Source organism: Streptomyces sp. SP17BM10, assembly GCF_036322405.1.
In the GTDB taxonomy this organism is placed as follows: domain Bacteria; phylum Actinomycetota; class Actinomycetes; order Streptomycetales; family Streptomycetaceae; genus Kitasatospora.
In genome coordinates this window covers 1-24,609 of the sequence record NZ_JAQYXB010000329.1, presented here as the reverse complement: position 1 = coordinate 24,609, position 24,609 = coordinate 1, and the positions used below count along the sequence as shown (strand labels likewise).

General features: G+C 73.5%; 15 protein-coding genes, 2 pseudogenes and 1 riboswitch. Of the genes and pseudogenes, 4 read left to right on the top strand and 13 right to left on the bottom strand.

The features are described 5' to 3' along the window. Both PUR71_RS01980 and PUR71_RS01975 read left to right on the top strand, forming a co-directional pair. Positions 1-140 (top strand): annotated as a pseudogene (locus PUR71_RS01980) (ABC transporter ATP-binding protein); the annotation flags it as partial. A gap of 44 nt (positions 141-184) precedes the next feature. Beyond that, complete coding sequence (locus PUR71_RS01975) at positions 185-2,743, top strand: ABC transporter permease (RefSeq protein WP_329924539.1); 2,559 nt, start codon at positions 185-187, stop codon at positions 2,741-2,743. Between the two features lie 179 nt (positions 2,744-2,922). On the opposite strand, the gene PUR71_RS01970 is transcribed toward PUR71_RS01975, so the two are convergent. The 7 genes and pseudogenes from PUR71_RS01970 to PUR71_RS01940 all read right to left on the bottom strand — a co-directional run bounded on the left by PUR71_RS01970 (position 2,923) and on the right by PUR71_RS01940 (position 11,082). Then, a complete protein-coding gene (locus PUR71_RS01970) occupies positions 2,923-4,290 on the bottom strand; it encodes an NAD(P)/FAD-dependent oxidoreductase (RefSeq protein WP_329924538.1) in 1,368 nt (455 codons plus the stop codon). Positions 4,291-4,718: 428 nt separating this feature from the next. Continuing rightward, on the bottom strand, positions 4,719-5,660 hold the full coding sequence (locus tag PUR71_RS01965) for a Ppx/GppA phosphatase family protein (protein ID WP_329924537.1): 942 nt from the start codon (positions 5,658-5,660) through the stop codon (positions 4,719-4,721). Between the two features lie 125 nt (positions 5,661-5,785). Next, positions 5,786-6,325 (bottom strand): annotated as a pseudogene (locus PUR71_RS01960) (DUF501 domain-containing protein); the annotation flags it as partial. After that, on the bottom strand, positions 6,297-6,782 hold the full coding sequence (locus PUR71_RS01955) for an FtsB family cell division protein (protein WP_329924536.1): 486 nt from the start codon (positions 6,780-6,782) through the stop codon (positions 6,297-6,299). The pseudogene PUR71_RS01960 and the gene PUR71_RS01955, both read right to left, overlap by 29 nt. 166 nt (positions 6,783-6,948) lie before the next feature. Further along, on the bottom strand, positions 6,949-8,235 hold the full coding sequence (gene eno / locus PUR71_RS01950; protein ID WP_329924535.1) for a phosphopyruvate hydratase: 1,287 nt from the start codon (positions 8,233-8,235) through the stop codon (positions 6,949-6,951). Positions 8,236-8,487: 252 nt separating this feature from the next. Beyond that, positions 8,488-9,399, bottom strand: coding sequence for a transglycosylase family protein (locus PUR71_RS01945; protein WP_329924534.1), 912 nt, complete (start codon positions 9,397-9,399; stop codon positions 8,488-8,490). A gap of 5 nt (positions 9,400-9,404) precedes the next feature. Further along, positions 9,405-9,573: riboswitch (cyclic di-AMP (ydaO/yuaA leader) on the bottom strand. A 210-nt stretch (positions 9,574-9,783) separates the two neighbouring features. After that, on the bottom strand, positions 9,784-11,082 hold the full coding sequence (locus tag PUR71_RS01940) for a cytochrome P450 family protein (protein ID WP_329924533.1): 1,299 nt from the start codon (positions 11,080-11,082) through the stop codon (positions 9,784-9,786). Between the two features lie 266 nt (positions 11,083-11,348). Here PUR71_RS01940 and PUR71_RS01935 point away from each other — a divergent pair, with 266 nt between their 5' ends. Beyond that, positions 11,349-11,777, top strand: coding sequence for an SDR family NAD(P)-dependent oxidoreductase (locus tag PUR71_RS01935; RefSeq protein WP_329924532.1), 429 nt, complete (start codon positions 11,349-11,351; stop codon positions 11,775-11,777). A gap of 33 nt (positions 11,778-11,810) precedes the next feature. On the opposite strand, the gene PUR71_RS01930 is transcribed toward PUR71_RS01935, so the two are convergent. The 3 genes from PUR71_RS01930 to PUR71_RS01920 form a co-directional block, all read right to left on the bottom strand. Further along, a complete protein-coding gene (locus PUR71_RS01930) occupies positions 11,811-12,830 on the bottom strand; it encodes a MazG family protein (protein WP_329924531.1) in 1,020 nt (339 codons plus the stop codon). Positions 12,831-13,073: 243 nt separating this feature from the next. Continuing rightward, complete coding sequence (gene mfd / locus PUR71_RS01925) at positions 13,074-16,730, bottom strand: transcription-repair coupling factor (RefSeq protein ID WP_329924530.1); 3,657 nt, start codon at positions 16,728-16,730, stop codon at positions 13,074-13,076. A gap of 584 nt (positions 16,731-17,314) precedes the next feature. Then, entirely contained in the window at positions 17,315-17,722 is a 408-nt protein-coding gene (locus PUR71_RS01920; RefSeq protein ID WP_329924529.1) for a beta/gamma crystallin domain-containing protein, read from the bottom strand. Positions 17,723-18,062: 340 nt separating this feature from the next. Here PUR71_RS01920 and PUR71_RS01915 point away from each other — a divergent pair, with 340 nt between their 5' ends. Further along, complete coding sequence (locus PUR71_RS01915; protein WP_329924528.1) at positions 18,063-18,785, top strand: hypothetical protein; 723 nt, start codon at positions 18,063-18,065, stop codon at positions 18,783-18,785. Positions 18,786-18,876: 91 nt separating this feature from the next. Here the strand turns inward: PUR71_RS01915 and PUR71_RS01910 are convergent, their stop codons facing one another. The 3 genes from PUR71_RS01910 to PUR71_RS01900 all read right to left on the bottom strand — a co-directional run bounded on the left by PUR71_RS01910 (position 18,877) and on the right by PUR71_RS01900 (position 24,321). Further along, entirely contained in the window at positions 18,877-20,217 is a 1,341-nt protein-coding gene (locus tag PUR71_RS01910) for a hypothetical protein (protein WP_329924527.1), read from the bottom strand. A 266-nt stretch (positions 20,218-20,483) separates the two neighbouring features. Then, positions 20,484-23,264 (bottom strand): SUKH-4 family immunity protein, encoded by a 2,781-nt coding sequence (locus tag PUR71_RS01905; protein ID WP_329924526.1) that lies wholly within the window; start codon positions 23,262-23,264, stop codon positions 20,484-20,486. Positions 23,265-23,319: 55 nt separating this feature from the next. Continuing rightward, complete coding sequence (locus tag PUR71_RS01900; protein ID WP_329924525.1) at positions 23,320-24,321, bottom strand: HNH endonuclease; 1,002 nt, start codon at positions 24,319-24,321, stop codon at positions 23,320-23,322. Positions 24,322-24,609: the final 288 nt, after the last annotated feature.

Sequence of the window (24,609 nt, the reverse complement as noted above, 5' to 3'; positions counted from 1 at the left end):
ACGACCCCGTCGCCGCCTCCTACGCCGACCGCGTCGTCTTCCTCGCCGACGGCCGCATCGTCGACGAACTCCCCAACCCCACCGCCGACACCGTCCTGGACCGCATGCGCCGCTTCGACGCCAAGGGCCGCACCAGCTGACCCCCCGGCACCCCGCCGCCCCTACGCGACTCTCAGGACACCTCATGTACCGCACCGCACTGCGCAACGTGCTGGCCCACAAGGGCCGACTCCTGATGACGGCCCTCGCCGTCATGCTGGGCACCGCCTTCGTGGCGGGCACCATGGTCTTCTCCGACACCTTCGGCAAGGCCATGCGGGACAGCAACTCAAAGAGCTACTCGGACGTCGCCGTCCAGATCGTCGACCGCGCCGCCGGTTCCGGCGCCTCCGCCAGGCAGAAGAGCGAGGGCGGCCCGGCCACCCTCACCGACGCCACCGTCCAGCAGCTGGCCGCCCTGCCCGGTGCCGCGAGCGCCCGCGGCGTCGTCAGCGGCTTCACCGGCGTCGCCGACCGCAGCGGCAACCTGATCGGCCAGTCGTGGTCCGCCAAGGGCGCCAACTTCGCCCCCGGCCAGGACGGCAAGGACGCCCGCTATCCGATGGCCGAGGGTCAGGGCCCCACGAGCGGCAAGGAGGTGGCCCTCGACCGCAAGACCGCCGACAAGGCGGGCTACAAGGTCGGCGACACCGTCCGGGTCGCCTCCAACGGCCCGGTGGTCGAGGCGAAGCTCACCGGGATCTTCACCACCGACGACCCGGTGGTGAACTCCGGCGGCACCCTCACCCTGTTCGACCGCGCCACCGCCCAGCAGCTGCTGCTGGAGCCCGGCCGCTACAGCAGCGTCGTGCTCACCGCCAAGCCCGGCACCACCCAGGACGCGCTGCTCGCCGAGGCCAGGGCGAAGATGCCCGCCGGCTCGCAGTTCACCGCCGAGACCGGCGCCCAGCTCCAGGCCGACGAGCAAGCCATGATCACCAAGGGCACCGACAGCATGCGCACCATGCTGCTGGTCTTCGCCTTCATCTCGCTGTTCGTCGGCATCTTCATCATCGCCAACACCTTCACCATGCTGGTCGCCCAGCGCACCAAGGAGCTCGCGCTGCTCCGCGCGATCGGGGCCAGCCGCCGGCAGGTCACCTGGTCCGTCCTGGTCGAGGCCCTGGTGATCGGCGCCGTCTCGGCGGTGGCCGGCCTGCTCGCGGGCATCGGGATCGGCGCCGGCCTGCAGTCCCTGATCGGCTCGCTGGACGAGAACATGCCGCACGGCTCGCTGGTGATCAAGCCGCTCACCGTCGTGGTGACCGTCGCGGTCGGCGTCCTGGTGACCGTGCTGTCGGCCGTGCTGCCGGCCGTGCGCGCCGCGCGGATCGCCCCCGTGGCGGCGATGAGCAGCGGCGACCAGCCGGTCAGCCAGAAGAGCCTGGTGGTCCGCAACACGATCGGCGCGGTCGTCACCGCCGGCGGCCTCGCGCTGATCGGCTACGGCGCCTCCACGGGCAACGACAGCGGCCGGATGCCGGTCGGCCTCGGCGCCCTGCTGGCCCTGGTCGGCGTGTTCGTCCTGCTGCCGCTGCTGTCCCGTCCGGTGGTCGCCCTGGTCGGCCCCGTGCTGCGCAGGCTCTTCGGCACCCCGGGCAAGCTCGCCCAGCAGAACGCGGTGCGCAACCCGCGCCGCACCGCGGCCACCGCCGCCGCGCTCACCATCGGGCTGACCCTGGTCAGCGGCCTCACCGTGATGGGCGCCTCGGTCGGCGGCGCGATCGACCGGGCCGTCACCAGCTCGATGAAGGCGGACTACATCGTCTCGACGGCCAACGGGATGAGCCTGTCCGGGCAGGTGCCCGCGCAGATCGCCAAGGCCCCCGGCGTCGCCGCCTCCTCGCCGATGACCGCCGCCTACTGGGAGCTCGACGGCACCACCAAGTCCATCACCGGCCTGGACGCCGGCACCGCCGACCAACTGGTCGACCTGAAGATGGTCAGCGGCTCCTCCGCCACGCTCGGCGAGGGCAAGGTCCTCGTGGACCAGGACGTCGCCAAGAAGTTCGGCGTCACCGCCGGCTCGACGCTGACCGTCTCCTACCCGGACGAGTCCACCGGTCAGCTGACCGTCGGCGGCGTCTACCGGACGGGCGGCATGCTCGGCCCGGTCGTCCTCGCCAACGCCGAGATCGCCAAGCACGACCCGAAGCCGTACGTCGCCGACGTCCTGGTGAAGGGCAAGGACGGCGCCACCCCCGCGCTCAAGCAGTCGCTCAAGGACGCCACCGGCGCCAACCCGGTGATCGAGGTCAAGTCCCGCCAGGACGTGCGCGACGACTTCAGCCAGGTCATCACCTTCGCGCTGAACATGATGTACGGCCTGCTGGCGATGTCGGTGCTGGTCGCGATCCTCGGCGTGATCAACACGCTGGCCATGTCGGTCTTCGAGCGCAAGCGCGAGATCGGGATGCTGCGGGCGATCGGCCTGGACCGCCGGGGCATCAAGCGGATGGTCCGTCTGGAGTCCGTGGTGATCTCGGTGTTCGGCGCCGGCGTGGGCCTGCTGCTCGGCTGCTTCATCGCCTGGGCGATCAACGGGACCCTGAAGTCCAGCCTGTCCGGGCTGACCACCGTCCTGCCCTACGGCCAGCTGCTGCTCTTCCTCGCGCTGGCCGGGCTGGTCGGCCTGGTGGCCGCGATCTGGCCGGCCCGCCGGGCGTCCAGGCTCGACATCCTGGCGAGCATCAAGACCGACTGACGCTCCGCCCGGGAACGCGGAAGGCCCCTGCCGGAGGGTTCGGCAGGGGCCTTCCACCTTCTGTACTCCGCCCGGTCACACGGCCGGCTGAGCACCACGGAGGTCGTGGTCCGGCGACACTGCCGGGCGGAGGGCCTCCGACTCATACCCCGGTGCTCCCACACCGGGGTCTCAGTCGCTTACTTGCTCGCGAGTTCCTTCTCGGCGGCCGGCTTGGCGGCCTCCACGGGCTTCGTGGGCGGGGTGACCTCCTGGATGGGCAGGTACGGCTGCTCCATCTGGGACAGGCCGACCATCTCGCGCTTCAGGAAGACGGCGAGCGTCCAGTCGGTGAAGACGCGGACCTTGCGGTTGAAGGTCGGGACCATGGCGCCGTGGTACGCGCGGTGGAACCACCAGGCGAGGCGACCCTTCAGCTTGAACTTGCCGAAGAGGATCGCGACGCCCTTGTGCAGGCCGAGACCGGCGACCGCACCGAGGTTCTTGTGCTTGTACTCCTTCTGCGGGAAGCCGCGCATGCCGGAGATCACGTTGTCGCCGAGGACGACGGCCTGACGGCAGGCGTGCTGCGCGTTCGGCGGGCACCAGGCGCCCTCGCCGGCGGCGAGGTCCGGCACCTGGGCGTTGTCGCCGGCCGACCAGACGTAGTCGAAGCCCTGGACCTGGAGGGTCGGCGCCGTGTCGACGTGGCCGCGCGGGCCCAGCGGCAGGCCGAAGTTGGCCAGCACCGGGTTCGGCTTCACGCCGGCCGTCCACACGATGGTGGAGGCGTCCATCTCCATGCCGTTCTTCAGAACGACGTGGCCGTCGACGCACGAGTCCATGGAGGTCTCGATGTAGACCTCGATGTTGCGCTCGCCGAGCTTCTCCTTGGTCCACAGACCGAGGTCCGGGCCCATCTCGGGGAGGATGCGGTTGGCCGCCTCCACCAGGATGAAGCGCATGTCGTCGCGGCTGACGGTCTTGTAGATCTTGGCGGCGTCGCGCGCCATGTCCTCGACCTCGGCGATCGTCTCGACGCCGGCGAAGCCGCCGCCGATGACGACGAAGGTCAGGGCCTTGCGCCGGATCGCCTCGTCCGTGGTGGACTCGGCCTTGTCCAGCTGCGCCATGACGTGGTTGCGGAGGGCGATGGCCTCCTCAACCGTCTTCATGCCGATGCCGTTCTCCGCCAGACCCGGGATCGGGAAGGTGCGGGAGACCGAGCCGGTCGCGACGACGAGGTAGTCGAAGGGCAGCTCGTAGGAGTCGCCGGCCGCGGGCGCGATGGTGGCGACCTTGCGGGCGTGGTCCACAGCGGTCACGTGACCGGTGAGCACCTCCGCCTTCTTGAGGGCGCTGCGCAGGGGCGCGACGAGGTTGCGGGGCGCGACGTTGCCGCCGGCCGCCTCGGGGAGGAAGGGCAGGTACGTCATGTACGACCGCGGGTCGACGACCGTGACGGTCGCTTCGCCGTAACGCATCTTCTTGAGGATGCGCATCGCGGCATACAGGCCGACGTAACCACCGCCGACAATGAGGATGCGAGGACGCTCCGTGGTGCTCATATCCGAAAGTATCCAGCACCGTCCGGAGCAGCCTTCGTGAGCCCGGTCACAAGCTGATGGACACCCCGTGCTACACTACGCGGCCACAAAACGGCCCCCTCGGCGACATCTCACCGCACCGGCGAGCACCCCGTGAGCACCGGGGGCCACACCACCCGGCTGAGCAGCAACGATCCGCACAGCACACGGGTTCCCGCTTGTGATTTCGATTTTCAAACCCCAAGCGAGGCCTGACCTGCGATCCAACGGGCGACGCGCCGGGGCAGCCTTCGGTCCCACAATTCGGACGTAGCGGACGAGCGGGTGCGACGAATGACTGGATCGCCATGTGAAGAAATTCACGAACTTTTCCGCCCGCGCCCGGGCGAGCCCCGGCCCCGGCCCCCCGTTCGGGGTTCCGGGGCCGGTCGGGTAAGGCCCGCAGCAGGTCAGGAGGCAATACTCCAGGCGATGCCGTCCAGGATGTCGTGCTCGCTCACCACGACCTCGGCGGCGCCGGTGCGCTCCATGATCTCCAGCAGCTCCAGCGCGCCGGCCGCGATCACGTCCACCCGGCCCGGGTGCATCGACGGGATCGCCGCACGCTCGGCATGGGTGGCGGCCAACAGCTCACGGGCGATCTCCGCGACCCGCTCCCGGCCGATCCGCGAGTGGTGGATCGCCGCCGAGTCGTAGGCCGGCAGGCCCAGGGCGATCGCGGACACCGTGGTGACCGTCCCGGCGAGGCCCACCAGGGTGGCCGCACCGGTCAGCGGGACGGTCTCCTCGGCCTTGTCCAGCTCGGCCCGCACGTGCGCCCGGGCCTCGGCGACCTGCTCCGCGGAGGGCAGTTCGGCGCCGCCGAAGTGCCGTTCGGTCAGCCGGACGCAGCCGATGTCCACCGAGCGCGCGGCCTGGACGTCGTCCGTGCCGAGCACGAACTCGGTCGAGCCGCCGCCGAGGTCGAACACCAGGTACGGAGCGGCGAACTGACCGCCGGTCAGCTCCTTGGTGGCGCCGACGAAGGACAGGTGCGCCTCCTCCTCGCCGCTGACCACCTCGGGCTCGACGCCGAGGATCTCCCGCACGCCCTTGACGTACTCGTCGCTGTTCTCGGCGTCCCGGGAGGCGCTGGTGGCGACGAAGCGGATGCGCTCCGGGCCGACCCCGAAGCCGTCGACGACCTCCCGGTACTCCCGGCAGGCCGCGAAGGTGCGGGCCAGCGCGTCGGGGTGCAGCCGACCGGTGCGGTCCACGCCCTGGCCCAGCCGGTTGACGATCATCCGGCGGTCCAGGTCGGTGATCTCCCCGGTCTCCGGGTCGAGGTCGGCGACCAGCAGCCGGATCGAGTTGGTGCCGCAGTCGATCGCGGCCACGCGGGTCGTGCTCACTCGGACTCCCGCGCCTCGGCCTCGTCCGCGGCGCGCTTCTTCGCGGCGCGCTCGGCGGCCTTCTGCGCCTTGGCGGCGATCACGGCCTCGTGGTCCTGGTCCTTGGCCCGGTTGCGCAGGACGCGCTCCCCGGCCGCCTCGACCTCGGCCGGGGAGACGCACGGGCCCTTGGCCCACCAGTCCTCCAGCATGCCGAGCGCCTCGTCGCCGAGCGGATTGACGCCCTCTCCGGCGGCCAGCGAGTGGCCGACCAGCACGTGCAGGCACTTGACCCGGTCCGGCATGCCGCCGGCGCTCGGGAAGCCCTCCAGCACCTCGATGGCGTCGCGCCGGGCGATGTAGTCCTCGTGCGCCTTCTGGTACGCGGCCGCCAGCTCCGGGTCCTCGGCCAGCCGGGCGGTCTGCTCCTTCATCACGCCGTCCGCCTCCAGGGTGCCGATCAGCGAGGCGGCCTTGGGGCAGGTCAGGTAGTAGAGCGTCGGGAACGGCGTGCCGTCGGGCAGCCGGGGGGCCGTCTCCACGACGTCCGGGTTGCCGCAGGGGCAGCGGTGCGCCACGCCGCGCAGGCCGCGCGGGACCCGGCCCAGCTGGGCGGCGATGGCGGCGACGTCGGCGTCGGAGACGGCGGGGTGGTTCTCAGTGCTCATGGGGGGAGGGGTCTCCAGCGGAGGACGGTGGGAGCGGACGGGTCGACGGCGCGGTGGGGGCCAGGGCCGCGGTGTCGGCGGCGTCCACCGAGTCCCAGACGCTGGAGTACCAGGGCTTGGCGGCCTTCACCGCGCTGCCGGCCGTGCCGTCGGAGGGGGCGGGCGGGGCGGCGGAGGACGGGGCGGCGCCCGCTCCGGCCGGGTCCACCGCGATGTACGGGGTCTCCCCGGGCATCGCGTAGTGCAGCCGGGCGCGGGCCTGCGCCTTGACGTACTCGGGATCCTGCCAGCGGGCCTTGTCCCGGCGCAGTTGCTCGACCTGCTGCCGGGCGTGCTCGGCCTTCGCCCGCTGGGCGGAGATCTCGGCGCGCTGGGAGATGAACTGCCGCGTCGGGTAGGCGAGGATCGCCACCAGCGAGCAGAGCACCAGGACGAGGACGGTCGCCCGGCTCGTGAAGCGAGGACGGGCCGCCAAGCCCGGGATCCTCCAGCCAGCCATCTCCGTTCCCCTCCTGGTCGCGACGGTGCCCCGCCGTCCACCCTACGGGGTGAACGGCGGGGCACCGGTCAGGCGTGCACCAGCGGGGGTGTTCAGCCCCCGTGCTTGCCGCGCCTCCTGGTCCGCGGAGCGGAAGTGCCCACTACTCCGCGGAGCGGAAGCGCGGGAAGGCGCCGCGGCCGGCGTACTCGGCGGCGTCGTCGAGGATCTCCTCGATGCGCAGCAGCTGGTTGTACTTGGCGACGCGCTCGGAGCGGGCCGGGGCGCCGGTCTTGATCTGGCCGCAGTTGGTGGCGACGGCGAGGTCGGCGATGGTGACGTCCTCGGTCTCGCCGGAGCGGTGCGACATCATGCAGCGGTAGCCGTTGCGCTGGGCCAGCTCGACGGCGTCCAGGGTCTCGGTCAGCGAGCCGATCTGGTTGACCTTCACCAGCAGCGCGTTGGCGGTGCCGGTCTCGATGCCCTTGGCCAGGCGGGCCGGGTTGGTGACGAACAGGTCGTCGCCGACCAGCTGGACCTTGTCGCCCAGCTTGTCGGTCATGGCCTTCCAGCCGTCCCAGTCCGACTCGTCCAGCGGGTCCTCGATGGAGACCAGCGGGTAGGCGGCGACGAGCTCGGCGTAGTACTCGATGAGCTCGGCGGCCGAGAGGGCCTTGCCCTCGAACTGGTAGGCGCCGTCCTGGTAGAACTCGGAGGCGGCGACGTCCAGGGCCAGCGCGATGTCGCGGCCGGGCACGTAGCCGGCCTTCTGGATGGCCTCGGTGATGAGGTCCAGGGCCTCGCGGTTGCTGTCCAGGTTCGGCGCGAAGCCGCCCTCGTCGCCGAGGCCGGTGGACAGGCCGCGCTCCTTCAGGACGCCCTTGAGGGTGTGGTAGACCTCGACGCCCCAGCGGACGGCCTCGGAGAAGGACTCCGCGCCGATCGGGGCGATCATGAACTCCTGGATGTCGACGTTGGAGTCCGCGTGCGAGCCGCCGTTGAGGATGTTCATCATCGGGACCGGCAGGACGTGCGCGTTCGGGCCGCCCAGGTAGCGGAACAGCGGCAGGTCGCTGGCCTCGGAGGCGGCGTGCGCGACGGCCAGCGAGACGCCCAGGATGGCGTTGGCGCCGAGCGAGGACTTGTCCGGGGTGGCGTCCAGGTCGAGCATGGCCTGGTCGATCAGGCGCTGCTCGGTGGCGTCGTAGCCGACCAGCTCCGGGCCGATCTGCTCGATGACGGCCAGGACGGCCTTCTCCACGCCCTTGCCGAAGTAGCGGTTCTTGTCACCGTCGCGGAGCTCCAGCGCCTCGAAGGCGCCGGTGGAGGCACCCGACGGGACAGCGGCACGACCGGTGCTGCCGTCGTCGAGGCCGACCTCGACCTCGACCGTGGGGTTGCCACGCGAGTCGAGGATCTCACGGGCTACGACGACATCGATGGACGGCACGAGGCATCTCCTTGCGGAAGCAGGGTCCCGCCGACCAGTGGTGCGGTCGGCCGGATGATTGCGGAGTCGTTACGACCAGAGCCTAACCGCACGTGGTCCCGGGGCCGCGCCGACCTCGGTCCCGTCTCAGCGTGTGGCCGGGCTACTTACCGGTAGTTCACCTGAGCTCCCCGGGAAAAGGGGCGGAAGCGGACGAAGGGGGCCGGTCCGGGGTCGGCCCCCTCCTGGCGTGTCGCGCCGTTCCGGCCGGTGTCAGCCGAGGTGCAGCACCTGGCCGGGCAGGATCAGGTTCGGGTCGCCGCCGACGGTGCCCTGGTTGCCGTCGTAGACCGACTGCCAGCCGCCGTGCACGCCCTGGGCGGCCGCGATGCTCGACAGCGTGTCACCGGCGCGGACGGTGTAGTCGTGGCCGCCCTGCTGGGGGACGGCGGCGCGCGGGGCCTGCTGCTGCGGCTGGGCGTACTGCTGCTGGATCTGCTGCTGGGCGGCCTGCTGCTGGGCCTGGCCCGCGTACTGCTGGTAGACGCCCTGGTGGCTGGTCCAGTACCAGGTGCCGTTGTTCTGGTACCAGTACACCTTCGCGTCGGCGTCCCAGCCGGCCTTGCCGGAGAAGCCCGGGGCCTGCGGCTGCTGAGCCTGCTGGGTGTGCTGCTGGTACTGCTGCTGCGCGGGCTTCTGAGCCGGCTTCGGCTGGGCCGGCTTCGCCGCGGGCTGCTGCTGCGCCGGCTGCGCGTGCTGCTGGGCGGCGGGCTTGGCGTCCGAGGTGTCGACGGCGGCGGGGGCGCCGCCCTTCGACAGGCCGGCCTTCTTCGAGCAGACCGGCCAGGCGCCCGGACCCTGCGAGGCCAGGACCTTCTCGGCCACCGCGATCTGCTGACCCTTGGTCGCCTGGTTGGCCTGCGCCGCGTACGCGGTGCCGCCGTACGCCTTCCAGGTGCTGGAGGTGAACTGCAGGCCGCCGTAGAAGCCGTTGCCGGTGTTGATGCCCCAGTCGCCGCCGCTCTCGCACTGGGCGACGGAGTCCCAGGCGGAGGCCGGGGCGGCGGAGGCGCCGGTGGCGGCGAGGAGCGGCATCGCGAGTCCGACACCGGCCACTCCGGCGACGGCGATGGCCTTCTCGGTCTGGGTGCGACGGCGATGACGACCGGTTCCAACGAACAGCATGAAGGGGTCCCTCTCCGCACGCCTGCGAGGTGAGCTGTCGGGTTCGGACCGGGAGGTGGCCCGGCCGCCGTCTGCGGAAACGAATCCGCTCGGGCGGCTTCACCCCAAGCCGTGGAGGAACGGCAACAAACCTGGTTCCCCCGCCCCTGCCCAGGGGTCTGGTCGGTTTCCCGTGGCGCGGCGGGCAGGACTCGGCGTTCCGCACTCGGGGTCCGCAGCTGCGAACTCCACGGAGAGTAGACAGATCCTCAGACCAATCACAAGCTCATATCGCAGACATCACACAGAAATCACGGCCCGTGGTCGATCGCCTACCAACGGCGGCCGTTTGTCCGGATTGATGGGCGTTCATACCGGCTGCCCCTTCAGGTTCGCGACGTTCCGTCAGTGTGTCGGACCGTCGGGAAGCGCGTGCGGCGAACGGCTCTCGGGACTGAATTCGACCGGAAGTTCTCGCAATCCGCGCATGATCAGGCCACCGCGCCACCGCAGGTTCTCCGGGCTTTCCGCCAGTTCGATATCGGGCAGCCGGGACAACAGGGTGGCCAGCGCCGACCGGCCTTCGAGCCTGGCCAGCGGGGCGCCGATGCAGTAGTGGATGCCGTGCCCGAACCCCAGGTGCGGGTTGTCCGCGCGGGCCAGGTCCAGGGTGTTCTCGTCCGAGAACCTGGCCGGATCCCGGTCCGCCGCCGCCAGCACCACGAGCACCGGGTCGCCGACCGGGATGTCCACTCCGCCGATGGTCAGCGGGCTGGTCGCGAACCGCCACGTCGCCAGCTCCACCGGGCCGTCGTAGCGCAGGAGTTCCTCGATACCGGTCTCCAGCAGAGCCGTCTCGCCGCGCGCCACCGACTCCTGCAGCAAGCGGCGCTGCTCCGGGTTGCGCAGCAGCGCGTACGTCCCGTTGCCGATCAGGTTGACGGTCGTCTCGAAGCCGGCGAAGAGGAGGATGAACGCCATCGCGGCGGCCTCGTTCTCGGTGAGGTGCTCGCCGTGGTCGCTCGCCCGGATCAGGCCCGAGATCAGGTCGTCGCCGAGGTCCGCCCGCTTGCGGTGGATCAGCTCCAGCAGGTACGCCCGCATCCGCTTCACGGCCCGCCCCACGCCGCCGCGCTGCGGCCCGCCCTGGCCAGGCTTCGTGTGTCGCAGCATCATGCCGGCCCAGTCGCGGAAGTCGTCCTGGTCCTCGGACGGCACGCCGAGCATGTCGCAGATCGCGTAGATGGGGAGCGGGAACGCGAACTCGTGGATGAGGTCCGCCGAACCGCGCTGCGCGAAACCGTCGATCAGCCGGTCGGTGAGCTGCTGCACCCGCGGCTCGAACTCGGCCACCCGGCGCGGCGTGAACGCCTTCGACACCAGGCGGCGCAGCCGGGTGTGGTCCGGCGGGTCGATGTTCAGCAGGTGCGTCATCAGGTCCGCCTGCCGCTCCCCCGGGATCCCGACCCGGCCGGTGCGGTGCGCCTGCTCGCTGTGGTGCGCCGGGTTCTTCGACAGCCGGGCGTCCGCGAGCGCCTGCCGCGCGTCCGCGTACCGCGTCACCAGCCAGGCGTCCACCCCGCTCGGGAGCGTGGTGCGGTGCACGGGGGCGTGCTCGCGCAGCCAGGCGTACGCCGGGTACGGGTCGGCGGCGAACTCCCACGTGAAAAGCGGCGGACGGGCGGCGTCGGGCTGAACTGGCATGGGACGACCGTATCCGGTGGGCCGGGGGCGCCCCGGCACCTACGGTGAGTGACCGGATCGTCCCCGGGCCGCGGACCGTGTCCCAACACGCCGCGAACGCCCCGTGGACAGTGCGTGGACGGGTTTTGCACAGCTCTTGGACGGCGGGCAGGCGTGAGCCTGGTCACCTGAGGGGTAACCCCTGTTGCGGAGGGTCAGGACCTGCCTACGATCCTCGGCAGAAATCGTGGGCGTCAGTGCGGACCGCCCACAGGGAGGAGCGCACCATGCGGGTCACCGGGGCAGTCGTCGTCATCGCGGTACTCGACGGCGGGTCGGGGGCCGACCTCGCCCGCCGGTTCACCGCGGCAGGCGCCGCCGGAGTGCTGATCGCCGACCAGCGGGTCGGCGTCGCCGAGGACCTCGCCAGCGAACTCGACCGGCCCGGCTGCCCCGTCGTCGGCGTCGGCGGGGACGTCCGCCGCCCCAGCGACGTCGCCGCGCTCGTCGACACCGCCGAGAAGCACCTCGGGCCGATCGACCTGTTCTGCGTCGCCGGCCCGGACGGCGAGCGGATCATCTCCCTCTCCGACCTGCCCGACCACCTCGGCCTCGAGCGCCTCGCCGAACTCGTCACCCTCGTGGGCGAGGCCATCGGCGAGGTCGTCCTGCCGCGGCCGCGGGCCGCCGTCCCGGACGCGGTGACGGCGGCCTGAGGGCGCTCTCCCCCTCTGCTCCGGCCGCTCCGGCTACTCCGGCTTGAGGCCCTCCGCCTCGCGAACCGCGTCCCGGTACGCGCGCGCCGCAGCGCGCAGCGCCGCGTCCACATCCACCCCCGCGTCGTGCGCACGCTGCGCCACTGCCAGCAGCAGCCTGCCCGCGGACTCCTCCGTGAGCTCCGCGGGCAGCTCGTACGCCTCGTCCGGCACGCCCTCGAACCCGGCCCGGCGCACCCGCGACACCAGCTTCGCCGCGTACGCGAGCGACGGCAGACCGGCCGGCACGCCGTCCAGCACCGACTCGCGGTCCGCCTTCTCGGCCGCCTTCAGCTGCTCCCAGTTCGCCTCGACCTCGGCGGCGCCCTCCGCCTCGACGTCCCCGAACACGTGCGGGTGCCGGTACATCAGCTTCTCGACCAGGTCACCGGCCACGTCGTCGATCGAGAAGGCGTCGGTCGGGTGCTCCTCGGCGATCCGCGCGTGGAAGAACACCTGGAGCAGGACGTCCCCGAGCTCCTCGCGCAGCGTCTCCCGGTCCCCCTCCTCGATCGCCTCGACCAGCTCGTACGCCTCCTCGACCAGGTACTTCACCAGGCTCGCGTGCGTCTGCTCGGCGTCCCACGGGCAGCCGCCCGGCGAGCGCAGCCGGTCCATCACCGAGACCAGGTCCAGCAGGCGGGCACCGGGCAGGTCGTACGACCCCGGCAGCACCTCGATCTCCGGCACCTCGCCCGCGCGCTCCACGGCCAGGCGCGCCAGCGCCGCCGTCAGGCCCGGATCCCCGTCGGGGCTGCCCAGCCACACCGTGGGGGCCCCGGCGGGCTCCTCGGTCAGCAGCCGCGCCAGCGCCGGCGCCGAGGCCGGCGCCACGATCTCCACGTCCACCCCGGCCTGCCGCACCGCAGCCACCTGCGGATGCCCGGCGTCCCCCACCAGCACCCGCCCCGCCGACCGCAGCGCCTCCCAAGCCGGCCACGCCAACAACCCGGGGGCCACCCGGTGGGTGGTGGTGAGCAGGATCAACTTCGCGCCCGGAGTATTCGTCGTCACCCCCCGAACCTACCCGCCGCACCCCCCTGCCCCACCACCCTCACCCAGGGCCCGCACTCGACGCCGCCGACTTCTCGCGCACGACTCCCATGAGGGCGGGGATAGGAGGCCCGCTGGCGCAGGGAGTCGATGGGGCCGACTTTTGGGACGACCGGCACAGGAGGGACAGCGTCCCCGCGCGAACGCGCACGGCGGCCCCGGGCAGAGCCCGGGACCGCTGTGCGCCGAGACCGCCCGCGGGCGCTACTTCTTCGCCCCCGCCAGGTCGTCGAACATCGCCGAGAGGAACTCGCTGCACCACCCCAGCAGCTCCCGCCCGACCAGCGGCTTGCCGCCGATCCGGCCGGTGCTCGGCCGGGGCACCAGCAGCTGCCGGCTGGCGGCCTTGATCTGGCTGCGCGGGTACAGCCGGTTCAGCCGCAGCTGCTGCGACTCGCGCAGCTCCACCGGCCCGAACCGGACGTTCGCCCCCTGCAGCGTGATGTCCGAGATGCCGCACCGCCGGGCGTACAGCCGCAGCGCCGCGACCAGCAGCAGGTTCTCCACCGGCTCGGGCAGCTTGCCGTAGCGGTCCACGAGCTCGTCCCGGACCTGCTGGATGTCCGCCTCCGAGTTGACGGCCGCGATCGAGCGGTAGGCCTGCAGCCGCAGCCGCTCGCCCGGCGCGTAGTCGTGCGGCACGTGCGCGTCGACCGGCAGCTCGATCTTGACCTCCAGCGGCTCCTCCTCCGGCTCGCCACCGCCGTTGGCCAGCGACTCGCGGAACTCGGCCACCGCTTCGCCGACCATCCGCATGTAGAGGTCGAAGCCGACGCCCGCGATGTGCCCGGACTGCTCGCCGCCGAGGAGGTTGCCGGCGCCACGGATCTCCAGGTCCTTCATCGCGACGTACATGCCGGCGCCCATCTCGGTGTGCTGGGCGATGGTGGCCAGCCGCTCGTGCGCCGTCTCGGTGAGCGGCTTCTCCGGCGGGTACAGCATGTACGCGTACCCACGCTCGCGCCCGCGCCCGACCCGTCCGCGCAGCTGGTGCAGCTGCGAGAGGCCGAAGGTGTCGCCGCGCTCGACGATCAGGGTGTTGGCGTTGGAGATGTCGATGCCGGACTCGACGATCGTGGTGGACACCAGGACGTCGAACTCCTTCTCCCAGAAGTCGACGACGACCTTCTCCAGCTGGTTCTCGCCCATCTGCCCGTGCGCGGTGGCGATCCGCGCCTCGGGCACGAGGTCCTTGAGCCGGGCGGCCGCCTTGTCGATCGACTCCACCCGGTTGTGGATGTAGAACACCTGTCCCTCGCGCAGGAGTTCGCGCCGGATCGCGGCCGAGATCTGCTTCTCGTCGTACGGGCCGACGAAGGTCAGCACCGGGTGCCGCTCCTCCGGCGGGGTGGTGATGGTGGACATCTCGCGGATGCCGGTGACGGCCATCTCCAGCGTCCGCGGGATCGGGGTCGCGGACATCGTGAGCACGTCGACGTTGGCGCGCAGCTTCTTCAGCTGCTCCTTGTGCTCGACGCCGAAGCGCTGCTCCTCGTCGACGATCACGAGGCCGAGGTCCTTGAACCTGGTCTCGGAGGAGAACAGCCGGTGGGTGCCGATGACGACGTCCACCGAGCCCTCGAACAGGCCCTCGAGGACGGCCTTCGCCTCGCTGTCGGTCTGGAAGCGGGACAGCGCCTTCACCGTGACCGGGAAGTTGGCGTAGCGCTCGGCGAAGGTCGAGAAGTGCTGCTGCACCAGCAGCGTGGTCGGCACGAGCACGGCCACCTGCTTGCCGTCCTGCACCGCCTTGAAGGCCGCGCGCACCGCGATCTCGGTCTTGCCGTAGCCGACGTCGCCGCAGATCAGCCGGTCCATCGGGACGGACTTCTCCATGTCCGACTTGACCTCGGCGATGGTGGTCAGCTGGTCCGGCGTCTCCGCGTACGGGAAGGCGTCCTCCAGCTCGCGCTGCCACGGGGTGTCCGGGCCGAAGGTGTGGCCGGGGGCGGCCATGCGCGCCGAGTACAGCTTGATCAGGTCGGCGGCGATCTCCTTGACCGCCTTCTTGGCCCGCTGCTTGGTCTTGGCCCAGTCCGCGCCGCCGAGCCGGTGCAGCGTCGGGGCCTCGCCGCCGACGTACTTGGTGACCTGGTCGAGCTGGTCGGTCGGCACGAACAGCCGGTCGCCGGGGTGGCCGCGCTTGGCGGGGGCGTACTCCAGCACCAGGTACTCGCGGGTGGCGCCCTGGACGGTGCGCTGCACCATCTCGACGTACCGGCCGACGCCGTGCGCCTCGTGGACGACGTAGTCGCCGGCGGCCAGGGCCAGCGGGTCGATCGCGTTGCGGCGCCGGGAGGGCATCCGGCGCATGTCCTTGGTGGAGGACTTCTGGCCGGACAGGTCGGTCTCGGTGATGACGGTGAGCTTGAGGGCCTCGTCGACGAAGCCGTACTCGATCGAGCCGCACGAGACGTGGACGACGTCCCGGGTGGGCGCGTCGGCGAGGTCGGCGACGAGCCGGGCCGGGATGCCCTCGTTGCCGAGCACCTCCGCGAGGCGGGACGCGGGCCCGTGGCCCTCCGTCACCATGACGACGCGCCAGTCGGAGGCCAGCCGCTCCTTGGCGTCGGCGATGGCGCGCGCGGTGTCGCCGCGGTAGGCCTCGACGGCGTGCATGCCGAGGGTCAGGGTGTTGGCGTCGCCGAGCCAGTCAGCGGCTCCGTGGCGGGCAGGGATGCCGTCGAGCGCCGACTCGCTGGTCGCGAAGGGACTGACGGACCACCACGGCAGCCCGATCTCGTCGGCGTGCTCGCGCACCTCGGCGAGGGAGCGCAGCGAGGCGGCGGAGACGTCGATGGTCTCCAGGTCGATCGGCCGGTCCCCGCCGGCCGCCGCGGCGACCCAGGAGGCGTGCAGGAACTCCTGGCTGGTGGCGACCAGGTCGGCGGCCCGGGTGCGCACCCGCTCGGGATCGCAGACCACGGTGACCGAGCCGAGCGGCAGCACGTCGACCAGCAGTTCCATGTCGTCCACGAGGACGGGCGCGAGGGACTCCATGCCCTCGACCGCGATGCCCTCGGCGATCTTGTCCAGGATCTCGGCCAGCCCGGGGTGTTCGGCGGACAGCTCGGCGGCCCGCGCCCGCACCTCGTCGGTGAGCAGCAGTTCGCGGCAGGGCGGCGCCCACAGGCCGTGCTCGGCGATCTCCAGGGAGCGCTGGTCGGCGACCTTGAAATAGCGGATCTCCTCGACGTCGTCGCCCCAGAACTCCACCCGCAGGGGGTGCTCCTCGGTCGGCGGGAAGACGTCCAGGATGCCGCCGCGGACGGCGAACTCGCCGCGCTTCTCCACGAGTTCGACGCGCGCGTAAGCGGCGGCGGAGAGCCGGCGGGCGACCTCCTCCAGGTCGTGCGACTCCCCGCGCCGGACGGCGACCGGCTCCAGCTCGGCCAGCCCCTTCACCTGCGGCTGGAGCACCGAGCGCACCGGGGCGACGACGACCTGGACGGGCCCGGCCGCCGGGTCGTCCGCGCGCGGGTGCACGATGCGGCGCAGCACGGCGAGCCGGCGCCCGACGGTGTCCGAGCGGGGCGACAGCCGCTCGTGCGGCAGCGTCTCCCAGGCCGGGTACTCGGCGACGGCGTCGGGCGGCAGCAGCGAGCGCAGGGAGGCGGCGAGGTCCTCGGCCTCGCGGCCGGTGGCGGTGACGGCGAGCACCGGACGGCCGCGCTCCCCCGCCGCCGCGGAGGCGAGCGCCCGCGCGAGCGCGGCGATGGCGAACGGCCTGGCGGCGGGCGGCCCGACCAGGTCCAGGTGGCGGCGGCCGCCGGCCGCGGCTCCGGTGGCGGTGGCCGCCTCGATCGCCTCGGCGAGCGCCGCGTCCCGCGCGACGACATCGAGCAGTCCGGTCAGGCTCATTGGGGTCTCTTCTTCGTCCCGTGGCTGGTGCTGCCCCGGGGCGGCGGAGGCCCGCCGGGGCAACGCGAACGGCCCGGCACGCCGAGCGGCCGGGGGTCTCCAGCCTACGCCGCGGTAGCGACACGCACGCGGTGTACGGGCCCGGCGGGGCCGGGCGCGGACGAACCGTTCACCTCGGCCCGCGGGAAGGCGCGCGGACGAACCACTGGACGGAACACCGGACGGGCCCGGGGACGAACCACCGGCGTCGCGGTCCAGCTCGGGCTCCAGGATCTGCCATGAAGTGGACATACTCCTGTCACTGCCCGTCCATGGAGATCGCGCACGATGGTGAACGTGCCCGCCGCACCCAACCGTGGGGGATGGCTGCGGAGGCACTGTCGCACCCCCGATGGGGGTCGGAGGTGCGAGGCCGGGCGACCCTGGGTGGGGGCGCCCGCCCAAGCGCCGGGAACCGTGGCGCCCTTTCCTGGAGGGCGCCACGGGTCTCGGCCTCACACGTCTTCCGGGGCCTCACGCCTCTCCGGGCCCCCGTTCGGGCTGGGCAGCCGCACCCGCCCGGCCCGTACGGGACCGCCGGCGGGCTACCAGCGCGAGAGGTTGATGTCGTACATCATCACTTGGTGGCCCTGGTTGGCGTTGAAGTCGTACTGCTCCCAGTTGAAGACCGTCCAGGAGCCGAGCCCGCCGCCGAGGTAGGTGACGACCCGGTTGTTCCCGGCGTCGATCCGGTCGACGTCGTAGATGCGGACGGCCATCCAGCCGTCGTTCGCGAAGCAGAGCCGCCCGCCGTAGCCGTAGTTGTACACCTTCGCGAAATCGTTCCGGTTGCCGCAGTCGACGCGTTCCACCGCCCGGGCACCGGTCACCGGCAGCAGGGTCGCGGCGGCCGCGGTGAGTACCGCCAGCGCGCCCAGTCGGCGGGCGTTCGCATTTCTCTTCCGGTGACTCGAATTCCGGTGGTCCGAACGGAAATGCGTGCGGATAACCATGGACCCTCCATCGGTCGCGGTATGCGACTCCCGAGATTTGCACGGCGGGGCACCACCGGACAGCTGTTTTCCGGCCAAGCCGATCGCTCCCCGGCGACTGCCGGAACCACGCGCGGAGGAATGCGCTAGGGTCCGAACAAGCTTGCCGCGCTTGAGGATCGGAGCACTCGCCGTGCAACTTCCCACGCCGTCGAGGCGATTCGCCACGGCCGCCCTGGCGGTGACGGTCGCGGCATTTTCCGCCGGTTGTTCCGGGATTTCCGGAAGCGGCTCCTCGGATTCCGCGCCGACCCCGCCGGAAGTCTCCGGGGCGCGCGCGCCGGAATCCGGCCGGGGCGCGATGACCGGACTTCCGCTCTCCGCCTATCAGGCCGACGACCGCAGCGCCGTGAACGAGATCCGGGCGCGGAACATGCTCGTCGTCTCCTGCATGCACCGGGCCGGCTTCGCCGCCTTCGACGGGGACGGCCTCCAGGCCGCCGAGGCACCCGACAACGCGACCGCGCTGCCGGCCGGCGCCTGGGGATACCTGGGCGCGGACGCCGCGGCCGGCCAGGGCTTCCACCCGCCCCGCCGGCCCCGCCCCCGCCCGGCCGCCGCCCCGGCCGGCTCCGGCGAGGCCTACGACGGCGCGCGGGTGGACTGCGACCGGCAGGCGGCGGAGCGGATCAGCGCGCCGCAGGGGCCCGGCGCGGACCTGGTGGGCCGGCTGTTCGACGTGTCGCTGAAGGCCACCGGGACGGACGCCAGGGTCGTCGCGGCGACGAAGGACTGGTCGGCGTGCATGGCCGCGGCCGGATTCGCGGGCACCACCCCGGAGGCCCTTCCGGAGCGCTACCGCGGCACCGCGGAGATCACCCCCTCCGAACTGGCCGCCGCCCGCGCCGACCTCGACTGCACGGCCCGCAGCGATCTGGCCGCGCTCTGGTTCACCGTCCTCGCCGGGTACCAGCGTCAGCTGATCGAGCGCAACGCCGAGGCCCTGACCGCCCGGCGGGAGGCGGTCAGGGCCCAGGACGAGAAGCTCACCCGGCTGCTGGCGGACGGCCCGCCGGCACGGTAGCCGGGGCGCCCCGGCGGCCGGGGTGTCTCCGAGCCCGTCGTCAACCCCGGCCTGCCGCGCGGGCGGACGACGGGGGTTCGAAGCAAGGGCTTCAGCGGCGGCGGTAGGTGACGGTGTTCGGGGTCGCGTAGTCGGCACCGTCGTCCACGATGACGATCTTCGGGATGACCCGGGTCTCCTCCGGCTCCGCGTCCGCGGCGGCCCCGGCCGGACCGGTCCGCGGCGGCGCGACCGGCCTCGGCGGCACCGGGCCGGTCACCACGGCCGCGTCGTCCGGAGCGTCCGCGGGCGCGGCGTCGGTGGGGGCCGCGCCCGGAGCCGGGGCGGCGACCTGCGCGGACGGCAGCCGCAGGACGGCCGTCTCCTTCGCCGCGCCCGCCGCGTCCCGCTTGCGCAGGTCGGGCACCGGCACCTCACCCGTGTCCGCCTCGGAGCCCGCGGGCGCGTCGGCGGCCCCGGCTTCCGCGAGCGCACCCGCAGCCGCCGGCGCGTCCGAAGGAGCGTCCGCGGGCGCGTCGGCGGCCCCGGGCGCCGGCCCGGCCACCGCCTCGATCTGGCCGACCGCCGCCCCGGTGAGCGAGGCCAGCGTGGCCTTGATGTGGTCGAGGTGCTGCTGCACCGTCTCAAGCCGGGCCGCGAACTCGATCTGCTCCTGCTCGCTCGCCGCGTTGATCTTCTCCGCCTCCCGGCGGGCCTGCTCGATGCTCCGGTCGGCCTTGGCCTGGGCCTCGGCCTCCAGCTGCTTGATCCGGCCGAGCACGGCCTCGCGGTGCTGCTCGGCCTCCTTGACCCGGCGCTCGGCGGTCTCCGCGACCTCGGCGTCCTCCGCCTCCGCCCGGGCCTGGGCCTCGGCGAAGGCCTCGTCGGCGGCCCGTCGCCGGTCGGCGAGCTCGGCCTCGGCCTGCTCGCTCGCCTCGGCGGCGGCCACCCGCACCTTGGCGGCGTAGGCGGTGGCGGCGTCCCGGACGGTCCGGTTGTCGCGGTCGGCGTCGCCACGAATCGTTTCCGCTTCGGCGCGCGTGCGCTCCTGGATGCGGCGCGCGGCCTGGTCGGCCTCGCTGCGGACGGTGGCCGCGTACTCCTTGGCGGCGTGCTCGGCGGCCTGGCCGGCCTCGTACGCCTCGTCGCGCAGGTCCTCGGCGAAGCGCTCGGCCTTCTCCCGGACGGCGCGGGCCTCGGTCTCGGCCATGACGGCGAGGCCGGCGGCCTCCTCGCTCAGCACGGTGTAGTCGGGCGCGGGCGCGTCCTGCGCGGCCTGGCGGACCTCCGCCAGCCTGCCCTCCATCTGCCGGATCCCGGCGCCGAGAACGCTGAGCCGCTCCCAGGCCTCGTCACGCTGCGCGGTGAGCGCGGCCAGGGCGCGGTCGACCTGTTCGGGCGCGTAACCACGCCGGGCCGGGGTGAAGCCGTACTGGGGGACGGCGTCGCTCATGGGCTCTTCCCCTCGTGTCGCGGGCTGCGGAGCCCATGATCGGACGGAACGGACGGCCCCGGGACCGGTTCGGTGACCGGGTCCGGAATGGTCCGTCGGGCGGATCGAGATAGGTCGAGGACCGGACGAGTAGACCCATCCTCTTGACCTATTTTGCGCAGATCCGGACGAAACCCCAACGAGGCGCCGCCGCGACGGCACGCCGAAGGGGCCGTTCCGGACACCGGAACGACCCCTCCCCACCTGCGAGGATCCGGGGCGGTCCGCTACAGCAGGCCGTCCCAGAACTGCTCCAGCAGTACGGCCCACCAGGTGTCCGCGTTCTGCAGGGCCGCCGGGTCGATCGCGGCGAGCTCGGCCTGGAAGTCGGCCGTCCAGTGTCCGGCCTGCTCCGGCGTGAGCCCGTACCGCAGCCGCCACATGCGGCCCAGCAGGGCCAGCGAGCGGACGAACTCCGGTACACCGGTGTTGACGAACCGGGGCGGCTGGCCGGTTCCGTCGACGTCCACCGCGACCACGTTCGCGGTGCCGTACTGGACGCACAGCTGGCGGCCGTAGTCGTTGCCGAGCACCAGGTAGCCGGCGAAGTCCGGGCCCTGCGGCAGGCCGCGCTCGGCGGCCAGCTCGGCGAGCGTCGGGATCGGCCGGCCGTCCTGCGCCTGCGCCCAGAAGAACGGCCCGAAGTCGCGCGGCAGCCCGGCCCACATCAGGGTCTGGGCGACCGGCTCCGGCACGCCCTGGCGGGAGACCGCGCGCTGCTCGAAGCGGAACAGGTTCGGCCCGAAGTGCAGCCCCAGCTCCTGCGCCAGCTGCTGCGGCGGGAGCGGCGGCAGCACCTGGACGGTGCCCGGGGCCGGCGGCGGCACCCGGAACGGGCGGACCCGCTGCGGTCCCGAGGCCAGCTGGTGCAGCTCGTCCAGGTGGTCGAGCAGCTCGGCCATCCCCGCCTGCCGGGACGCGTGGTCGCGCCCGTAGGAGGCGGTGTGGGTGAGCCGCACGTTCGGCCAGGACGCGGCGATCATGCGGTTGCAGTAGCCGCCGGGCAGGTCGCAGGACTCCAGCTCGGTGTAGAGCTCCAGCACCTGGTCCGGCGGCACGTTGAGCCGCCGCAGGTCCTGGAGGATCTTCCACTCCGGGTGCGGGGTGCCGGGCTCGCTGCGGTGCAGCAGCTTCTGCTCGGAGCCGTCCGGGCCGCGGTAGCTGAGCGCGGCGAAGTAGCCGGGGCCGACCGTGGGCACGCCCGGCGGCACCGGGGCGGCCTGCGGCGTGCCGGGCGCCGGTGCGCCGCCCGCGTTCGGGTAGCCGTAGCCCGCGGGCCCGGCCGGAGCCGCCGGACCGCCGGGCGGCGGCGGGACGGCCGGACCGCCGGACGGCGGGGTGCCCGGGTCCGCCCGGCCGGCGGCCAGCAGCGCCGGGTCGATCGCGCCCGCCAGCTGGGTCGCCTCGTACGCGATCCCGGGCGTGCCGGGCGCCGGCGTACCGCCGGCGGGCGGCCCCTGGGCGGGCGTGGGCGCCGGGGCGGCCTGCGGCGCGGCGCCGCGCAGACCCGCCGGCGGCGGGGGCGGCGGGGTGGAGGCGGCGCCGCGGCCGCCCGGGTTGGCCGCGGGCGCGCCGGAGCCGGGGGTGTGCCGCAGCCCGGCGGGCGGGGGCGGCGGCGGGGTCGACGCGGAGCCGCGGCCGAGCGCGCCGCCGTGGGCCGCGCCGGCACCGGACGCGCCGCCGCGCAGCTCGCCCGGCGGGGGCGGCGGGGGCGGCGGGGGCACGGAGGCCGCGTTGCGCCCGCGCGCGCCGCCCTGCGCCGCCTCGGCGGGCGCGGGCGGTCCGGGGGGCGCCGGGGCACCGGGCAGGCCGCCCAGGCCGGGGCCGCCGGGAGCGAGCATGGTCGGCGCGTACTCGACGGCCGGGCCGGTGGGCGGCGCGGCGGGGGGCGCCGCGGGCGCGGGCGCCTGGGGGGCGCCGGGCAGGCCCATCAGGCCCGGGACGCCGCCCTGCGGGGCCAGCATGGTCGGCGCGTACTCCACCGCCGGACCGGTCGGCGGCGTGGTCGGGGCGGGCGTCTGCGGAGCACCGGGCAGGCCCATCAGCCCCGGCATCGCCTCCGGCGGCGCCAGCAGCGTCGGAGCGGGCTCGGCCACCGGAGGCTGCGCGGGGGCGGGCGCGGGCTCCGGGGTGGACGGGGGCGGTGCCGGGGGCAGACCCTGGGCGCTCCTGGGCATCAGCGCGGTCGCGGCCTCGGAGCCGGCCGGCGGGGGCGCGTCGGACGGCTCGGAGCCGAGCGTGCGCAGGCCCTCGGGCATCAGCATCGTCGCCGCCTCGGAGCCGGCCGGTGCGGGCCCCGGCGGGACCGGCGGGGCCGACTGCACCCGCGGCGGGACGGCAGGCTCGTCGTGGCCGGGCGGCGGGGCGAGCATGGTCGGCGCGTCCCCGGCGGGCCGGTCGGAGACCGGCGGTGCGGTGAGGACGGCCGGCGGGGGCGTCGGCGGCCCGCTCGGCGGGGCCCAGTCGGCGGCCTCGGCCGGGAGGCCGGTCGCCTCGGGCTCGGCCGGCACGGCCCGTGCGGGCGGGGCGGAAACGGGCGCCGGGGCCGGGACGGGCGCGGGAGCCGGGGCAGGCGTCGCCGCCGGAGCGGGGGCCGGGGCCTCGCCCAGCCGCTCCGCCTCCGCCGCGATCGCCGCCGCACCCGCCTCCTGCAGCCACTGCGGCGGGCTGAGCAGGAAGGACGTCGCCTCGACCGGCCCGGGCGCGGGTTTCGCCGCCCCCGCCGGGTTGGCCGCGACCGGCCGCCCGTACACCTCCTCGTACTGCCGGACGACCTCGTTGACCGGAAGCGCGGGCCAGAGCGTGCTCGCGCCGGAGTCGCGGGCGATCACCAGCCGCGCCCCGCCCGTCGGGCCACCCTGCTCCGGGGTCCCGTCCGCCGGCTGCACCGCCCAGCAGACGAAGCCCAGGTCGAACTCCCGGACCCGCACCTCGCGCTGCTGCGACCCCGGCACCCCGCCGTTGATCCACTCGTCGGCGAGCTCATGCGCCTGCGCGTACGTCACCACGCCCGGTTCACCCCTGTCCCCATCCTCGTCATCCCGGTCGTCCCCGTCGTCCCGGTCACTCGCCCGGGACGGCCCGGGCGAACCCGCCGTCCACCATCAGCTCCGCGACCGTCTCCAGCTCGGGCGGGCTGCCCGCCAGCCGCAGCAGGAACTCGTCGAAGTCCTCGCCGCAGGGCAGCAGCAGCCGCTCGACCCGGTCCTCCGGGGCCTCCGGGACGCCGGTGTCGCGGGCGTCGTCGTACAGGTGGAACCAGACCGTGCCGATCCGGTCGCCGCGGACCTTGAGCGCGACGATGCCGCCCTGGACGTAGGCGATGCCGAGGTAGTCCTTGGTGAGGTGGTCGCGCAGGCACTTGTTGGCGTACACGACGTCCGTCGTCCCGTACTCCTCGCTGAGGGTCAGGAACGGCTGGTCGAGCAGCATGCCCAGCTCGGTGTCGAGCGCGACGCCGACCGGGGCGCGGCCGCCGCCGAGCTTGAGGAAGCTGCGGTAGGCGCCCGGCAGCCGGTAGCCGAGGCGGTCCTCGGCGCGCTGGATCAGGTCCTCGGGGACGCTGATCGGGTCGCTCCCGTCCAGGGCCAGCGGGAAGTGCGCAGGCCGGCGCTCCTGGAGCGGGCGGGTGCCGCGCTGGCCGTGGTCGGCGGCGGAGGTGGCGAGGCCGCCGTGGTGGCGCAGCAGCGCCTTGACCTCGACCGGGACGAGCTCCATGCGGCGCCAGCCGGGGGCGGCCCGGCCGGCGACGTGGTGCCAGGTCCAGCCGGGCGGGGTCGCGACGGCGGTGTGCAGGTCGGCCCAGAGCGGGTGGCCCTGGGTGAACAGCGCGGCGTTGGCCGAGACGTAGTCGGTCAGCCGCAGCTCGTCCACGCCGAGGCCCTCCGGCGGGTCGGCGACCTCGGCCGCCGCGGCGGCGTAGGGGGCGAAGTCCGGGTGGCCGTGCTCGTCCACCCGGACCCCGGCGGGGTAGCGCTCCGCGCGGACCGGGTCCGGGAAGTGCACCACCTGACCTGCGTATGCCGCGTTCGGTGCGGCGGCGGCGCCGGGCCGACCTGTCGTCATCTGGGAGCCCCCACTGGCTGCTGCAAAATCGGTGCGTTTGCTGGGCACCAGCCTAGGGGGTCACCCTCCTGGCGGAACCCCCGCACCCAGGGCCCGTCCTCGGACCCCGCCCGCCGTCCAGGCGGACGACGGGGTTCGAGGGCAGGCCCTAGTAGGGCTTGGTCAGGTCGGTGCCGTGGTGGCGTGTCCTGGGGAGTAGGTGGCGCGTTGTTGGTGTGTGACACCTGGGGAGATGGCCGAGGTCCGGGAGGACCTGGAGGCGTTCACGGCGGGGTTGTTCGAAGCGTT

What these genes read in the sequence shown, in the direction of transcription:
- PUR71_RS01975 (WP_329924539.1), top strand. Translation starts at nt 185, where the DNA reads ATGTACCGCACCGCACTGCGCAACGTGCTGGCCCACAAGGGCCGACTC.
- PUR71_RS01970 (WP_329924538.1), bottom strand. Translation starts at nt 4,290, where the DNA reads ATGAGCACCACGGAGCGTCCTCGCATCCTCATTGTCGGCGGTGGTTAC.
- PUR71_RS01945 (WP_329924534.1), bottom strand. Translation starts at nt 9,399, where the DNA reads ATGCTGTTCGTTGGAACCGGTCGTCATCGCCGTCGCACCCAGACCGAG.
- PUR71_RS01940 (WP_329924533.1), bottom strand. Translation starts at nt 11,082, where the DNA reads ATGCCAGTTCAGCCCGACGCCGCCCGTCCGCCGCTTTTCACGTGGGAG.
- PUR71_RS01935 (WP_329924532.1), top strand. Translation starts at nt 11,349, where the DNA reads ATGCGGGTCACCGGGGCAGTCGTCGTCATCGCGGTACTCGACGGCGGG.
- mfd (WP_329924530.1), bottom strand. Translation starts at nt 16,730, where the DNA reads ATGAGCCTGACCGGACTGCTCGATGTCGTCGCGCGGGACGCGGCGCTC.
- PUR71_RS01920 (WP_329924529.1), bottom strand. Translation starts at nt 17,722, where the DNA reads ATGGTTATCCGCACGCATTTCCGTTCGGACCACCGGAATTCGAGTCAC.
- PUR71_RS01915 (WP_329924528.1), top strand. Translation starts at nt 18,063, where the DNA reads ATGACCGGACTTCCGCTCTCCGCCTATCAGGCCGACGACCGCAGCGCC.
- PUR71_RS01910 (WP_329924527.1), bottom strand. Translation starts at nt 20,217, where the DNA reads ATGAGCGACGCCGTCCCCCAGTACGGCTTCACCCCGGCCCGGCGTGGT.
- PUR71_RS01900 (WP_329924525.1), bottom strand. Translation starts at nt 24,321, where the DNA reads ATGACGACAGGTCGGCCCGGCGCCGCCGCCGCACCGAACGCGGCATAC.